The 15,581-nt window shown below is 59.3% G+C and carries 12 protein-coding genes and 1 pseudogene; 4 read left to right on the forward strand and 9 right to left on the reverse strand.

The window, feature by feature from the left end; genetic code table 11:
• Positions 1–33: 33 nt before the first annotated feature.
• The 5 genes from IH944_11155 to IH944_11175 all read right to left on the reverse strand — a co-directional run bounded on the left by IH944_11155 (position 34) and on the right by IH944_11175 (position 7,533).
• Positions 34–3,267, reverse strand: coding sequence for a sodium/proton-translocating pyrophosphatase (locus tag IH944_11155; protein MCH7905103.1), 3,234 nt, complete (start codon positions 3,265–3,267; stop codon positions 34–36).
• A 132-nt stretch (positions 3,268–3,399) separates the two neighbouring features.
• Positions 3,400–4,158, reverse strand: a complete 759-nt coding sequence (locus IH944_11160) for a ribosomal protein L7/L12 (protein MCH7905104.1) — start codon at positions 4,156–4,158, stop codon at positions 3,400–3,402.
• A 321-nt stretch (positions 4,159–4,479) separates the two neighbouring features.
• Positions 4,480–5,412: a hypothetical protein gene (locus IH944_11165; GenBank protein MCH7905105.1), complete on the reverse strand. Its 933-nt coding sequence runs from the start codon at positions 5,410–5,412 to the stop codon at positions 4,480–4,482.
• Positions 5,409–5,978 carry an RNA polymerase sigma factor gene (locus IH944_11170; GenBank protein MCH7905106.1) on the reverse strand — a complete coding sequence of 190 codons (570 nt, stop codon included), beginning with the start codon at positions 5,976–5,978 and terminating at the stop codon, positions 5,409–5,411. Before IH944_11170 ends, IH944_11165 begins: the two co-directional genes overlap by 4 nt.
• A gap of 97 nt (positions 5,979–6,075) precedes the next feature.
• The gene (locus IH944_11175; protein ID MCH7905107.1) at positions 6,076–7,533 is read right to left on the reverse strand and encodes a glycosyltransferase family 39 protein; all 1,458 of its coding nucleotides are present in this window, start codon (positions 7,531–7,533) and stop codon (positions 6,076–6,078) included.
• 92 nt (positions 7,534–7,625) lie between these two features.
• Here IH944_11175 and IH944_11180 point away from each other — a divergent pair, with 92 nt between their 5' ends.
• From IH944_11180 to IH944_11195, 4 genes and pseudogenes are all read left to right on the forward strand, one after another.
• Positions 7,626–8,372 (forward strand): DUF2092 domain-containing protein, encoded by a 747-nt coding sequence (locus IH944_11180; GenBank protein ID MCH7905108.1) that lies wholly within the window; start codon positions 7,626–7,628, stop codon positions 8,370–8,372.
• Positions 8,373–8,375: 3 nt separating this feature from the next.
• Positions 8,376–8,621 (forward strand): annotated as a pseudogene (locus IH944_11185) (thioredoxin family protein).
• Positions 8,622–8,833: 212 nt separating this feature from the next.
• The gene (locus tag IH944_11190; GenBank protein ID MCH7905109.1) at positions 8,834–9,967 is read left to right on the forward strand and encodes a thiamine pyrophosphate-dependent dehydrogenase E1 component subunit alpha; all 1,134 of its coding nucleotides are present in this window, start codon (positions 8,834–8,836) and stop codon (positions 9,965–9,967) included.
• Entirely contained in the window at positions 9,967–10,983 is a 1,017-nt protein-coding gene (locus tag IH944_11195) for an alpha-ketoacid dehydrogenase subunit beta (protein MCH7905110.1), read from the forward strand. Before IH944_11190 ends, IH944_11195 begins: the two co-directional genes overlap by 1 nt.
• Here IH944_11195 and IH944_11200 read toward each other — a convergent pair.
• From IH944_11200 to IH944_11215, 4 genes are read right to left on the reverse strand one after another with little or no spacing between them, the layout of a single operon-like run.
• Positions 10,973–12,220 carry a hypothetical protein gene (locus IH944_11200; protein ID MCH7905111.1) on the reverse strand — a complete coding sequence of 416 codons (1,248 nt, stop codon included), beginning with the start codon at positions 12,218–12,220 and terminating at the stop codon, positions 10,973–10,975. The two genes, IH944_11195 and IH944_11200, sit on opposite strands and share 11 nt — an antisense overlap.
• Positions 12,221–12,239: 19 nt before the next feature.
• Positions 12,240–13,022 (reverse strand): ABC transporter ATP-binding protein, encoded by a 783-nt coding sequence (locus IH944_11205; GenBank protein MCH7905112.1) that lies wholly within the window; start codon positions 13,020–13,022, stop codon positions 12,240–12,242.
• Complete coding sequence (locus tag IH944_11210; protein ID MCH7905113.1) at positions 13,019–14,236, reverse strand: branched-chain amino acid ABC transporter permease; 1,218 nt, start codon at positions 14,234–14,236, stop codon at positions 13,019–13,021. Before IH944_11210 ends, IH944_11205 begins: the two co-directional genes overlap by 4 nt.
• Positions 14,236–15,579 (reverse strand): branched-chain amino acid ABC transporter permease, encoded by a 1,344-nt coding sequence (locus IH944_11215; GenBank protein MCH7905114.1) that lies wholly within the window; start codon positions 15,577–15,579, stop codon positions 14,236–14,238. Before IH944_11215 ends, IH944_11210 begins: the two co-directional genes overlap by 1 nt.
• Positions 15,580–15,581: the final 2 nt, after the last annotated feature.

Genomic DNA, 15,581 nt, shown 5'->3' on the forward strand with positions numbered 1-15,581 from the left:
TCGCGGCCTGTTATCGTTGGCCGGTGTGCGGCGCTACTCGGACGTGCCTTTGCCTGCGGCCTCGGCCTCGGCCTGGCCTGCCTGCAACAGTTCGAACATGCTGCCGCGCTTCGACCAGTACACAGCGCCTGCTAGAGCAAGGGCTGCTATCACAGTAATCGTGATCAGCACTGCATCCGACCTCGGCATGATGACGATCGGCACCATCAGGAGCGCGACGAGGTTCATGACCTTGATCAGCGGGTTGAGCGCAGGGCCGGCAGTATCCTTGAACGGGTCGCCGACAGTATCGCAGACGATTCCTGCCTCGTGAGCCTTGCTGCCCTTGCCGCCGTACATCCCGTCCTCGATCAGCTTCTTCGCGTTGTCCCAGATACCGCCGGAGTTGGCCAGCATCACCGCTAGCAACTGACCCGACACAATTGCGCCAACGAGGAATCCGCCCAGGGCTTGCGCACCGACCAGGTTGCCTTCCTTGCCGATGGAGAAACCGAACCCGACAAGGACCGGGAACGCGATAGCGAGCACCGCTGGTCCGATCAGCTCCTTCTGAGCTGCCTTGGTCACGATGGCCACGCACTTGGCGTAGTCCGGCTTGCTCGTTCCGGCTAGAATGCCGGGGTCGTTTCTGAACTGTGCTCGAACGTCGTTGATCAGCTCGAACGAGGCTCTGCCGACTGCGTTGATCGCGAAGGCGGAGAAGAGATAGGGCGCCGCGCCGCCGATCAACACTCCGAGGAATATCTCCGGAACTTGCAGCGGCATGCCGACTACCGTCAGTCCGCCCTCCTCGACGTATGCGTGGAACAGAGCGACGGCGGCAACAACGGCTGTCGCGATGGCGAAGCCTTTCGTCAGCGCCTTGGTCGTGTTGCCGGCGGCGTCGAGCCGCTGAATAGCCTTTGCCGCTTCGGGGTGGGTCTTGTTTGCTCCAGACATTTCGAATATGCCTTGCGCGTTGTCAGAGATCGGCCCGAAAGTATCCATCGCCAAGATGAACCCCGTGGTCGTCAGCAGGCCGAGTCCGACGAGCGCAATGCCGTAGAAGCTGAGCAGGTATCCGCCGTACTCCGCTGGGTTGAACACCAGAAGCGGCATGATGAGCGAGACCACGATCGCCAGCAGGCTGAACACCGACGACTCCTTGCCCAGCGCGAAGCCTGTGATTATCATCGGTGCAGGCCCTGCCGTCGATACGCCTGCGACCTCCTGGACTGGTTTGCCGCGCAGGCTCACGTAGTAGTCCGTAAGCTTCTCGAACACGAAGGCCATGAGTATGCCGAAAATGATGCACAGGGCAAACTGCCACCAGGCCGCTGTGTGCTGCTCGATCGTCGCTATCTTCGCGCGGAACTCCTGCGGCATGCGCTGGGCGGGGTCGAGCAGCAATGCGTCGTACGCGGTCTTCACCGTCTTCACGTCGCTCTTATAGAAATTGATGCCTGGGTTCGCAGGATTCGGACTTCCCGGCGAACTCTCTAGCAGATAGGATGCCAGGTGTTCTTCTCCTTTGCTGATCGCAGCTCGAACGTCTCCTTCAGAATTCGAGTACAGCGTCACATCGAATTTGTTCACGGTTTCAAACTGCTGCTGAAAGCTGGCCGCCTGCTCCTTTATAGCGCTGAACTGATCCTCGGACATCGGGCCGTAGTACGACCGCTGGGTACTCGTCGTAGCCGGTGGCTGCCCTCCAGCCGCCGGTATTTGGAAGTCTGCGGTTGTGATCTCCACTTCATAGACAAAGAGATCGTTGTCTTCGTACGCCTCGCCAAACGTAATGATCGTCGGCTCTTCGCCGAAACCCTCAGCAGCCTTGAAAACCGTATAGCTCAGCACCGGATTGTCTTCATCGGAGAAATTGATCGGCTTGAAGTGCTGAAGGTTTTTTGCCGGCTGTACGTCGACTTCCTCGGTAAAAATCGCGACCGAAACAAAGTCTCTTCGCCTAGGACCTAGCGCTCCGTCTTCCGGAAACATCGCGTTGAACCTTTCGGACTCGAGGATTTTGTCGACAGAGATCGTGTATTTTGGAACGTCCTCATCTTCGCTCAGTTCATCGAGAATCTCGTGGATGGCCGCGAAGTCTTCAACCAGTTGGGTCTCCGACGAAATCAGTTCGTTGGAGACGACTAATTCGGATTGCGATTTCGGCCCGCCCATCATGAAGTAAGCAAGACCCAAAGTCGCAGCGATCGCGATGAGCGCGGAACTGTTGAAACCGCGCCGTATCAGCCTCAGCGGATCCACGTCGATGTCGTCGGATCCCTTGACCATGAAGATGCCCACGATCGACGCAATGATGCCGACGCCGCGGGCCATCAGGGCGAAGAGGATCAGGCGCATCCAAGTCTCTTGGTCGAACATCGTCGCCGTCGCAGCGCCGAGCACCAGCGCGGCAACCAGCGTCACCTCGTACGACTCGAAAATGTCCGCCGCCATCCCGGCGCAGTCGCCGACGTTGTCGCCGACGTTGTCGGCGATCGTCGCCGGATTTCGCGCATCGTCCTCTGGAATGCCGGCTTCTACCTTGCCGACAAGGTCCGCTCCTACGTCGGCAGCCTTGGTAAAGATGCCTCCACCGACGCGCATGAACAGCGCCGCGAGCGAACCGCCGAACCCGAATCCGATCAGCAGCTTCATCGCGTCGCCCTTCGCGATCATGAAGATGAGCGTTGCGCCGATCAGCCCCATGCCGACCGTTACCAGCCCCGCGACGGCTCCGGCCTTGAACGCGATTTCCAGCGCGTTCTTGAAACTGCTGATCGCCGCGTGCGCGGTGCGCGTATTGGCGTTGACCGCCATGATCATGCCGATGTAGCCAGCAAAGTACGAAGCCGCGACACCACCGATGAAGCTGAGCGAGATCCACAGTGCCAGCATCTCGTCGTATCTGCTGCTGAACATGAAGAACAGGCCGATCGCAAGCAGAAGGACGAAAACGGACATCATCGTTACCTGCTGCCTCAGATATGCGAGCGCGCCGGATTTGATCGCGGCGCCGACTTCCTGCATCTTCTCGTCGCCCGAAGACTGGCGCATGACGTACCTGCTGATCAGCCAGCCGACAAAAAGCGCAACGACGCCGAACCCGAGCGATATGTATAGGTAAGTGAAGTCCGACTTGGTGAAGTGGAGGGAGACGCTCCCTCCGCCTGCGGCGAATGCAAAAGACGGCACCAAGAACGTTGAAATGGCTGCGACAAGCGCGAGCCGTCGAGTCCGCACTCCACGCAAGAGCTTTAGGAGCGATTTGAATACCAAAGACATAGACAGGCGACCCCCGAACCCACTCAAGACAGGCATACAAAAACGACCTGACGACCGTAGGCTCAGTTCACGGCTAAGATACCTCAAGCCCGATTCTGGACGCGCCCACCTTGAGGACCTCGGGGCAGGGTGCTATTCAACCGGATTTGCTTCGGCAACGCCGCCCTGGGCCTTGATTTCGGCGGCCAGCAGCTCGGCCTTCATTTTCGGCACACCCTGAAGGAGAATGGCGGGTGTGCGGTCGATGATGTCCTTGATCTGATTACGGTTCAGCGCCAGCATCTTTTGCAAGGTCGGAATCATGGCCTCGCGCTTGACCCCCGCATCGACCAAGACGAGGTTGTACCGAACCTTGGTTGGATCGTGCATGGAGTACGTATGGAGAGCGGGAGACGCGGAGTCTGAGTCATCCGTCGAGATCGGAATCTCCCGGTCGCACGATTCGCACAGCAGGCCGGTGCTCTTCTCGCTGTAGTAGTTCAGCTCGCCGCAGAACCCGCAGCGCACCTGGTGGACTTTGAGTACGCGCCCGTCCAAAACGGGGATGTCGCGGTTGCACTTGTCGCATCGGACGTCGCTCTGCGGAGCCGTCGTGAAGAAGTTCTTGGCTCCGCAAAACGCGCAAGTGAGCTCGACGTTGTCTACTTGGCGCATTTGCGCGAGAATGCGAATCCCGAAGCCGAGAGCAACGACTGCAGCAAGCAGCAGAACCCATCTCAGTCCTGTCGTGTACGGTGAGGCATAGACGAAGAAAACGATTGCGAAGATTAAAGCGATGATGCCCGGCACCATGACAATGACAGCCTTTTGCATCTGCTCTTCACGGACGTTGGAACTGCGTTGGGTGCCCGCCATAAGATCGACTCCTGTCGTCGTAAGTTCAGCCCACATTATAGCTACGTTGGCAGGATTTCCGTAGTTTTATCGGAATCGCCAAACGATTCCGCTGCCACCGGACTTGATGCCATTGGCCGTATAGCTCTTGGCGTGGCCGTCCGCAAAGATCACGGGCGTCGTCCCGTCGTCCGATCGTCGTCGGGCACTTCGTGCCGTCGTCTAGTAGTCGCCAGGTTGCCGCCTAGTCGTCGCCAGGACGACCAGACGACGCCGAAGGCAGACGACAGCGAAGCGGCCGACGGTGCAGCGGGCGACGTTCCAGACTACCTAAATGGCAGACGACGAGCAGTTCGATCAGCGTGAACGCTTTCTTCTTCAAGGCGTGGTTCCGCCTCTGTCGTCGTCGCCGGTATCTCCGGCGTCAACGCCAGGACGGTCCTTGTGCTCCCCGTCGTCGTCGTCGGATTTCGACGGCGTGATGATGATCAGGCCTCCGTCAGCCTCCTCCGCTTCTTCGCCTCCCGATTCGTCGGGCGCGGCTTCAGGCTCTGACGGAACGATATCCCCAGCGATCACCTCGCTCGAACCGAGGCCGAACGGCGGCGAACTGGCAGACAACGGATCGACAGCGGGGATGATCAAAGCGCTTCTCGCGTTCTGTTGCATCGCCGTAAACCCGAAGACTCGCCCCATATCGGCTAACACCTGCTTGGCAGGCGCGTCGATGTATTCGATTCTGATGTATAGGTCTTGGAATCCCGGCGCGATGGTGATCGTGACCCCGGCCTGTACTGCCACCGCTCTTAATGCGTCAGTCAGCAGCATGCGAGGCTCGCTGATCGTGACCAGATTCAGAAACAGATCGTTCACCGGTTCAGGTCCAGCAGGATCAGCGCTCTGATTTCGGCCAGGGCTCACGTCCAGCAATCCCACGGCGTCATCGGGTGTACCAAGACCGGTCGAGGGCTCAAACGGGGGCGTCTGCTCGACCGGGGCCGCGTTAGAGTCCGGCTTCCGCGTGATCTGAAATACTGCGTACGACGCGAATGCGACGGAGAACAGAACTAGAGCCGTGACTCCGGCGACGGCCAGCTTGGTCGGCCCAAAATGCCGAACGGTCTGCACTGGCACGAAGCGCTCGGCGCGCGACCTGGGCCGAGAGCCCTTCAAGCCTCGAACCATCTTGAGCCGCTTCGTCATCTCGATTCGCAGATCAGGGTAGCGCTCTCCAAACTCGGCGGTCGCCTCAGGGTCGTCTGCCTCAGCGACGGACCACATCAACTCATCCATCTCGCGCGGGATTTTCATGCGCTGCCAGCGACCTCCTCGTACTGCATCCGGAACCTTTCGCGCGCCCGGAACAGCCTTGTTTTTGCCGCGTTCGGAGAGCAACCGAGGCTCTCTGCGATCTCAAGAAGGCTCAACTCGTCCCAGTAGAACAGGGTCAGCATCGCGCGATCCGCCGGGTGCAGGCTCGCCATGGCGACCTCGATATCCGGGTCGACTACGGGGTCGACTTTCTCGCCCTCCACGTTCTCGGCGGCTTCGTTGAGTGGAACGCTCAGCTTCTTGTACTTCATCTTCCGAGCTTGCTGAATGCTGCGGTTGACCGCCACGCGGAACAGCCAAGTGGAGAAGCGGGAGCGACCGTCGAATTTCTTGAGGTTTCGAAATACGAGCGTGAATATCTCTTGAACGGCGTCAGCCGCTTCGTCGCGGTCCAGCAGCACACCGAGGGCGATCGAGAACACCTTGTCGTGGTAGCGCTCGAACACGGTTTGAAACGCGTATTCGTCGCCTGCCAAGACCCGCTCGACGAGTACGATGTCCTCGTCGAACTGTCCTACCTGCCTAGCCTCGTGAATGACCGACACCACTTACCTCAATTGACGCTTCGCCTATGCGTCATGTTACCGACCCAAATAGGCGCTAAAACCGTTCGACTGACCCAACCCGGCAACTGTACGAGGTTCAACCGATGCGTACGGGGAATCCAGTCGATATGGCTTTGTACGCCAGAAAGTCCAAGATCAGCAGCGCTGCGGCTACAAAGACCCACGCGTACTTCTCCCGCCCCTTGAGCCAGAAGCACAGCCCGCCCGCCAGCCCGAGCGAGATCGGAGCGATAGCCGGGTACAGGTATCTGGCCTGACCCTGGAAATACTGCAAGTTGAACCTGACGAACAGCAGCGCCACCACGCCGAGCAGGACCGCGCATGTGATCGTGAGCGCCTTGGTCGCCCCATCCATCTTACGTCGGAGCGACAGCAGCCAGCCCAGGCAAACCAGCGCCAGTGCCGCCATGACCACCCTGTATAGGTTGTTCGAGGCTCCCATCGGGTTCTTTCCTGGCGTCGGTTCGCTAGGCTCGAGCAGAAAGATGTCCATGTACCCGAACACCCCTACGAACGAGCGAGCCGTCCACCACCCAACCCAGTTCGCCCAGTAGTCCAAATGGACGGCTGGCGTGAAACCGACCTCGTCGTATACGCGATCCATGAGGACTTGTGCCTGAATACCGTCTTCTCCAGCTTCATCGATAATCCTCGTCGCAACCTCGCGGTATACGGGATCTGTTATGAGCCGCATCGGCAGGGCGACCGTCTGCGGCTTCGGTGAGCCGACGAACGCCTCGTTGAACGCGCTGATCGCGAACGGGTCGCCGTACAAGTCTTGGTTGCGGGCCATCCACGGCGAGGCGATGACGACCGGCAGGACGAGGGCCAGCAGCCACACGCGAACGGGAGGTCGCCCCTCGCCCCACAACCGTGTGCACAGCAGCGCAACAGCGACGGTCGGCAGCAGCGCGAGAGCGGTAGTTTTAGTCAGCAGGCCGAGTCCGACGACCACTCCGCACCACGCCGCCAACTTCCAATCCCATCCTTGCCGAATGCCCCTTGCCGCTAGGGCTACGGTCCACGAACAGATGAGGAACAGCAGAGGGTCGTTGCTGACCGCAGAGTGCAGAGCTATGAACATCGGCATGAGGCCGGCGAACGCCACGGCAGCCAGGCCGATCGCGTCGCTCTTCAGCCCCCAGCGCGCCGCCATGAACAGTGCGACCAGCGTTCCGAGGCCTATGATCGTGTTCAAGAGTCGAAGTCGTCCGCCGCTGGGGCGGTCGCTCGGCTCGGCCCCCGTGAGCTTGCAGAACCCTGCCGCCAGAACGTAGTAAAGCGGCGGCTGGTGCGCCTGGTACGTTTCGCCCAGATCAGGGCTGCCAGGCTGGAGCACCGGAAATCCGTCGCCATCCAGCAGGCTTTGCACGTAGTTGGCGTGCTGTCTTTCGTCGGGAGCGCCGATATCCACAGCGTCACCGGCCTGGTGAACAAGGCGTCCCGACTGCCGGTACGGCGTTTTTGAGCTAAAAACCAGGCAGAGGATCGTGAACAGGGCGAGCAGGATGGTGAGTGGCGAGGTCAGCCGCATCGCATTCATTCTAATACATGGCGCGCCAGGCGGGTTTTGGTATACAATACTCTGTAGCACAGTGTGCTAATGATCCCGGAGAGAAAAAAACAATGATCCGAAAAGCCGTTATAGCAGTTCTTGCGGTGGCTGCAGTCGGTGTCGTGGCGTTATCGTTTGACGCCGGACACCTAGCTCCATTCGTCAAGACTCTCAACTCGGCCGAAGGCTTGGACGTGTCCTACACCGTCCAAGAGGTAGGGCGAACATCAGCTTCCTACCATGTAACTTTGGCGAAACCTGATCTTGCAATGATCGACACGCCTGCGAAGACGTTCTACGCAGATGGCGAGACGATCACGACCTATGACAAAAAGCGCAACAAGTACTTCACGAAAGAGCAGACTCATGAAGCGCTCACGGGCCTGTTCGACGACGATGATCTAGCAATCTGGCGGTCGTTCTTCGACTCCAAGGCGATGGACCGAATCTACTCTAGCAAGAACGAGGGCACGAAGAAGCGCAGGGGCGAGACCCTTCGCGTTATTTCTGCGGTCGTCAATCGCAACGGCGATTCCTCGTTCACGCTGTATATCGGAGAGTCCGACGGCCTGCTGAAACAAGCCCAGTTCACATCGACTGCTACGGGTTCGTCATCGACCAAGATTCTGAACACGAAGTCGATCAACACGAAAGCTGTTGCGTCGGCAACGTTCGCCTTCACGGCGCCTGAAGGGGCCGAAGAGATGACCGTAGCCGACCTATCGTCGTCCGAGTGGATTACGGAGTTCGATGTCGCGCTGGAGAACGCCGCCGCGCTCGGCAAGGGAGTCATCATCGACTTCTACGCTGACTGGTGAGGCTTCTGCAAAAAGCTTAAAGCTGAAGTTTTCAGCAAGGATTCATTCAAAGCTCTGGTTGTAGAGGATTTCGTTCTCGTAAAGGTCAACACGGATCATAACCCGGCCCTGCAGTCGAAGTACGGGGCAAACGCGTTGCCGACCGTTGTGTTCCTGAACAGCAGCGGCGACGTCATTCACAAGTTCGTCGGTTACAAGCCGTACGACGCGGTAGTGAAAGAGGTAGCGAAGGCAAGAGCCAAGCTCTAAAAAGTATAGTCTCGGGATCGACGTATCCGGATTGACGCCCGAATGTGGGCGTCGATCCGGTCGTTGTGAGAGGCCCCCAGCGAACGGCTGGGGGCTTCTTCTTTTGGCGTTCGGCTGATGCGCTGGGCCCTTTGAGCCGAAAATGAACCTGAAGGCAAAGGTAAAATGGGCGGCCCTAGTGACAAGGATTGCCGCTGGATTCGGAGAAGCACTTGGCAACGAAATCTGGCTCTAAAGCCAGCAAGACAAGGATTAAGTCGAAAACCGATACGGACATTGCGCCGCATCAGCGATTGAACCCCTCAGACAATCGAGAAATTCTCAGTCAGCTGTATCTCGCTCGGTACTTCGACGTGCGCCTGAACAAGGAGAAAAAGCGCGGACGCTTGCGCGGCACGCTGTACTCATCGCACAACCAGGAGGCGATCCTCGTCGGATCCCTCTACTGCCTTCGCTCGGACGACTGGATCAGCCCCGTCCATCGAGACATGCCAGCGTTCTTCCTCAAGGACATGAAGAGCGGCTGGCGGTCTCCAGATCGCATGGGCCTGAGCATCGAGCAGGTGTGCGCCCAAGTGTGGGGCAAGGTCGACTCGCCGAATCGGGCCAGGGACAACTGGTCGCACATCGGCTGTCGCGACAAGCACATTCTGCACTCAACGTCGATGCTGGCCGGCACGATTCCCGTAGCCGCAGGCGTGATGCTCGCAGACCGGCTCGACGGACGGGACACGGTGGTGATCACGTACAACGGCGAAGGGTCGACGGCGCAAGGGGTGTTTCACGAGGCGATCAACTTCGCGGCCATTCACAAGCTGCCAGTGATCACGGTCGTTGAGAACAACCAGTGGGCGTTCGGCACCCCGGTTCACCTCGAGGTGCCTACGGAGGACGTTGCCGACAGGGCGAAGGGGTACGGCATCCCGGGCTTGATCGCAGACGGTCAGAACGTGCTGGACGTCTACGACAAGGTGACGGAGGCCGTCGAATGGGCGCGTTCGGGCAAGGGCCCCAGCATCGTCGAGTGCAAGACCTTCCGCGCGTACGGGCACGGCGACCACGACGATGATCGCGCTAGAAAGTACCGCGATGCCGGACAGGTTCAGATCGGCCTTAGCCGCGACCCGATCTCTGTTTTCAAGAACTTCATGATCGAAGGCGGAATGTTGACCAAGGCGGAGGCTGAAAAGTATCCGGCAGAGTTCAAGAGCGCTATGGAGTACACGGACCACGATTTCCCGCCGGAGGTAGTCGAGTACATGACCGAGGGAGTCGAATTTGCGCTAAAGTCCGGGCTTCCTGAGCCGGAAGAGGCCGCTCAATGGGTGTTCAGGGAGGATTCGTAATGGCTTCTGCACCCAAAGCTCCCCAAAGAACGACCAAGAACTACCTCGTCGCGCTGCGAGAGGCGATCTTCGAGGAGATGGAGCGCAACCCCGACATGATCTGCATGGGGGAGGACATCGGTCGGCTGGGCGGCGCGTTTACGGTCACCGACGGGCTGCAGGCGAAGTACGGCGAGCAGCGTGTAATCGACATGCCGATCTCCGAGGCAGCGATCGTAGGAGTCGCGTGCGGCGCGGCGCTCAACGGAAAGACGGTGATGGTCGAGATGCAGTTCATCGACTTCATCGCGTGCGGATTCGACCAGATCGTCAACACCACGGCGACCTACCACTACCGCACGGCGGGTGAGATATCGATCCCGATGGTGATCCGCGGCCCTGCTGGTGCGTACGGTGGAGGTGCGCTCTACCACAGTCAGATGAACGAGGCGTGGTTCGCGAACTCTCCGGGCCTGAAAATCGTCTGCCCATCGACGCCAGCCGATGCAAAGGGTCTCCTGAAGTCCGCTCTGCGAGATCCCAACCCCGTGATTTTTTACGAGCTCAAGGAGCTGTATCGCAACCGAAAGATCGAGCAGGAGTTGGCCGAGGGGGACGACGCGCTCGTGCCGCTTGGCAAGGCGAAGATCGTCCGCGAGGGGGAAGACGTGACACTGGTCAGCTACGGACAGTGCGTCTGGCAGTGCCTTCAAGCAGCTGAGAACCTAGAGCAAGAGGGTTACTCGGCAGAAGTGATCGATATTCGCACTCTGGTCCCGCTCGATAACGAGACGATCATCGAATCGCTCAAGAAGACGAACAGGATCGTGGCGGTCAACGAAGCGCCGATGACCTGCGGCTTCGCTGGTGAGATCCTTGCGCGCGTCGCCCAGGACGCATTCGAGCTTTTGGACGCCCCGCCGATGCGTGTGACGAGGATGGACACCCCGGTCCCTTGGGTGACGCCGCTGGAGCTGCACGTGCTGCCGTCCGCAGACAAGGTGACGGAAGCTGCGCTTAAAGTTCTCAAGTACTAGCTGCTGGGTTGTTGACCACTCCAACTAGCAGAATCACCCCTGTTTGTGTGTCGCTGACGAAAAACGCGAACGGCCGGTCGAAAGCGAGTAGGTCCTCCGAATCCTCTGCGTCATTCGTCGCTTTGCCCGATCCGGATTGCGCGCCCTCATGCACCGCTAGAAACGAGAACTGATCGATGCCGCCAATCTCTACACCGCGCAGTTCGGTCGCAATGTTGCGCAAGTCGTTCTTTGGCTCAAACAGTTGTCCTCCTCCGAGCCTTGTGATCGCTTGCTCTAAATCGACATGAGCCTTGAACGAGAATCGAGGGATTCTCAACGTCGTGACACGGTCAACGAACCGCGACTGCATTGAATCCCACGATTCAGCACTAACTGTCTGCAGCCAGTTCGACGCTGAAACCCCCTCGTCTGGCAGCACGACGGTCATCTCCAGCTCTCCGCCCTTGTACGGCAGTCGCGCGGCCAAGTATCCGTCGCCCTTGGCCACGCTGAACCCTCCGTCGGACTGCAACGTAGCGACTGCGACGTCTCCACCTGTTGCGTGAAACGTCTGCTTGCTCGTTTTCTCAGGGTTGAACGCGGTCTCCCATTCTGCGTTGACGGTCGTTGCGTTGATCACGACGACAACCGTTTGCTTCGAGAGAGCGTCGACGACCTTCGTAAAGACGCCGTCAGTTCGGTCGCTCGCCCAAACGTTGATCTCTCGTACCGCGCCGAGACCGGCTGACCCGAGCCGAACGACGTCGGCGTTGTAGTACCCTTCGATCTCGTCTACGAAACTGTTCGTCATGAAGATGGGCCATATGAAGAACGTCCCGTTTGCAATCCTCACCGGCCGGCCTTCCATTGCGCGGAGCCTGTTGAGCAGGGCGTTCTGCGCCTCGTTCAACCTGATGCGGTCGATCCCAGCGGAGCCGATGACTTCTGCCAGCGTCTCAAACGTCTTGCCCTCAGCGCCGTTGAGCAGCACGGCGAGGTTCTGATACAGGCTTGTTGGCGCAATGATGTCGTTGCCCCCTTCTGCGCCCAGATCGGCTGCCTCAACGAGCCGAAACGCGAACTCGTTCATCGAGTCGTAGATCGGCTGGTGCTCTGGCTTCGGCATTCCCTCGTACTTCGGTTCGATATCCGGGTAGTCGAGCTGGCTACGGGTGTTGAAGGCTAGATAGCCGATGACGGCCAGTACCAAGACGACGGAGCCGAGAGCGATGGCGTTGCCAGGAGCCTTGGACACGGGCTCAGTTTACAGCAAGCTAAGTCGCTTCGCCCAAGTACGCCTCGATCACCTTCGGGTTGCTCTGGATTTCGCTAGGTATGCCGCGCGCGATCTCTTCGCCGTGGTCGAGCACCAAGATCGTTTCGCACAGCCCCATAACGAAGCGCATGTCGTGCTCGATCAGCAGCACCGTCTTGTCGAAGTCGTCGCGCAATCGGCGGACGATGCGTTGTAGATCGGCCTTTTCCAGCGGGTTCATTCCGGCCGCCGGTTCGTCCAGCAGCAAGAGGTCGGGCTGCGTAGCCATGGCGCGCGCGATCTCGAGCCGACGCTGCTTTCCGTAGGGCAGATCGACAGCGCGCGCTTGTTCGACGTCGTCTAAGTCCATTACCTTTAGCAGGGCGCGCGCTTCTTCGCGAAGCTTCTCGGTCTCCTTGATGGCAGGCGGCAGATACGCCAGGCCGCTGAACAAGCTGGTCTTGTGCCGCAGGAACGCGCCGACCATGACGTTGTCTAGAACCGAGAGCGTGGAGAACAGCCGGATGTTCTGGAACGTTCGGCAGATCCCGCGCTTCGCGATCTTGTTCTGCGCAAGCCCGTTGATCCGCTTGCCTTGGAAGAGTATGTCGCCGCTGGTCGGCGTGTACACGCCGGTTATCAAATTGAAACACGTCGTCTTGCCAGCGCCGTTCGGGCCGATCAGTCCGAACAGGACGCCTTTCTGCAGCTCGAACGAAACGTTGTCGACGGCCACCAAGCCGCCGAAGCGGATCGTCGCGGACTTCAGCTCTAGGACCGGTGATGTCGCTTGTTTACTCATGGCTGAGCCACCTTCCGATCCCGTTTCAGGAGTCGCCGCACCCAATCCCAACTAAATTCGTGATGTGCCAGGACGCCCTGCGGGCGCAGCAGCATGATAACGATCAGCGACGCGGCGAAGATCACCATGCGCAGGTCGGAGACGTTGAACGTCATCGGCGCTATCGCCGGGATTTGCTTCAGCACCAGACGCAGCAGCATCTGGACGGGGATCGCAACGGCTATCGCGCCAAAGTAAAGGCCGACCTTTCGGAGCGTCGATCCGTGGTACTTCAGTTGAAACTGCTTGTACGCGGCAACGACGAGCCCCGATGCGATCATTGAGGCGATCAGTCCGGCACCGGTCACTTGAAGCTGATTGCCGTCGGCATCGGTGAACAGGCGCAAGGCTTCGGGAATGCCGAAAAGCACGATGGCCGCGAGTGCCGAGCCGGTGATCGAGCCAGTTCCGCCGAGCACGACCATCGTCAAGATGATGAAACTGACCTCCATCTTGAAGTGATCCGGAGTGATGAAGCCCTCGAAGTGCGCGAATAGAACGCCTGCCCCTCCTGCGAAGGCAGAGCCGATCACGAATGCAGTGACCTTGGTTTTGGTCACGTTGACGCCCATCGCCATAGCCGCGGCTTCATCCTCGCGGACCGCCAAGAACGGCAAACCGTGGACTGTCTTCAAGAGGTTCCGCGAAACCGCCATGCAGACGATTGCCAGCATCCAGACGAAGATCACCATCGCCGCAGGATTGATCTTCGTGATGTGCTCCATGCCGAACGACGCGCCGACGGCATCGATATTCGTGGTCACGATGCGGATGATTTCGCCGAATCCGAGCGTGACGATCGCTAGATAGTCACCACGGAGCTTCAGCGACGGCAACCCGACGATGAGACCCGCGAACGCCGCCGCGATCATGCCGATCGGCAGCAGTATTGCCAGCCAGACGAGTTCGTTGACGCCGGCGCTCTGATACATTCGGACGGAGATGAAGCCCGTCGTGTAGGCGCCGATGTGATAGAAAGCCGCGTGCCCGATCGAGAACTGTCCGCAGATCCCGTTGATCAAGTTGAGGCTGACGGACAGAGTCACGTAAAGGCCGGCGAGGATTCCCAGCCTCAAGAAGTATTCGTTGCCCGTGCCGAGCAAAACCTGCTGCAAGCCAAAGCAAAAGCCCAGGGCGGCGATGATGGAGAGAAGTCGAGTACCCCAGAACTTCATTAGACTTTCTCCACCACGGCGGAGCCGAGCAGCCCGCCAGGCCGGACCAGAAGGACGATGATCAAGATGACGAACGCGATCGCGTCTTTCAGATTGCTGAACCCGCTCCAGACAACCATGGCCTCAGCGAGTCCCATGATCAGGCCGCCCAGCACGGCGCCTGGAATGTTGCCGATTCCGCCGAGCACCGCAGCGACAAACGCCTTGACCCCCGGCTGAAGTCCGTAGAACGTCGTGAGCGGCGTTCCCATGAACGTCGCATTCATCATGGCGCCCGCGCCTGCCAGCGCAGAACCGATGATGAACGTGATGGTGACGACCTTGCTGACGCTGATCCCCATGAGGGACGCAGCCTGCATATCGTGCGACACCGCTCTCATGGACCGACCGACCGTCGTCTTCATCACAAGATGACGCAGCGCGATCATGAGCAGGATCGCGGTCACGAACATGATGAACTGACCTGTTGGCACGTTCACAGAGGTCGAGTTCTGTCTTACTTCGCGATCGATGTCGTTGACGGCTCGCTGTGCCTCCTGCATCTCATCACGCAGCACTTTGCCTTCAGGAGGCAGATTGAATCGATCCCAGTCGTTATCGATCAGCGCCCCTTCGAACACCGCCTGCTTGGACTCCATTTCCGAGAATGCGTCGCTGACGGACAGGGCAAGGTTTTCAGGCGGGGCCTTCAGATAAAAGCTGAACGATCCGCGGTAGGGGTTGACGTCCTCTTTGATACTCGGCGGAGGCGCGTTCGGGAGAAACAGCTGCCCGGTGAACTGGAGAAACAGCGACACGCCGATCGCCGTGATCAATGCTGCGATGCGAGGTTGAGAGCGCATCGGCCGGTACGCCAGGAACTCGATGATCACGCCGACGATCGCGCAACCGATCATGCTCCCGAGCATCATAACGACGAGCGTAATCGCTTGCGGCTGGAACTGGGCCAAGAGCCACGAGAGAATCCCCGCGACCGCAGTACCGACACCAAAGTAGATCAGTCGACCGCTGGTGCGTCGAGCCCTGCTTCGGTAGTACAGGAGTCCAGCGGCAACGACGCCTACGACGAACATCACGTAGGCGGCGGTCGTCAAAGTGTCAGCCGGAACGATCTCCGTTGGAATCCGCGTGGCGAGCGATCCGATCGCCGCCGTCGAGATGAACAGGCCGATGTACGCCCCTAACATGAAGATCTCGCCGTGCGCGAAGTTGATCAGGCGAAGGATGCCGTAGACCATCGTGTAGCCCAGCGCGATGAGGGCGTAGATGGCACCGGTCATCAGCCCGATGACCAACTGTTCTGGCAGCTCCGAGAATTCGAAAGCTGCCAGAACCGGAGACATCA

It is taken from the genome of Armatimonadota bacterium (assembly GCA_022563855.1).
Lineage (GTDB): Bacteria > Armatimonadota > Fimbriimonadia > Fimbriimonadales > Fimbriimonadaceae > JADFMN01.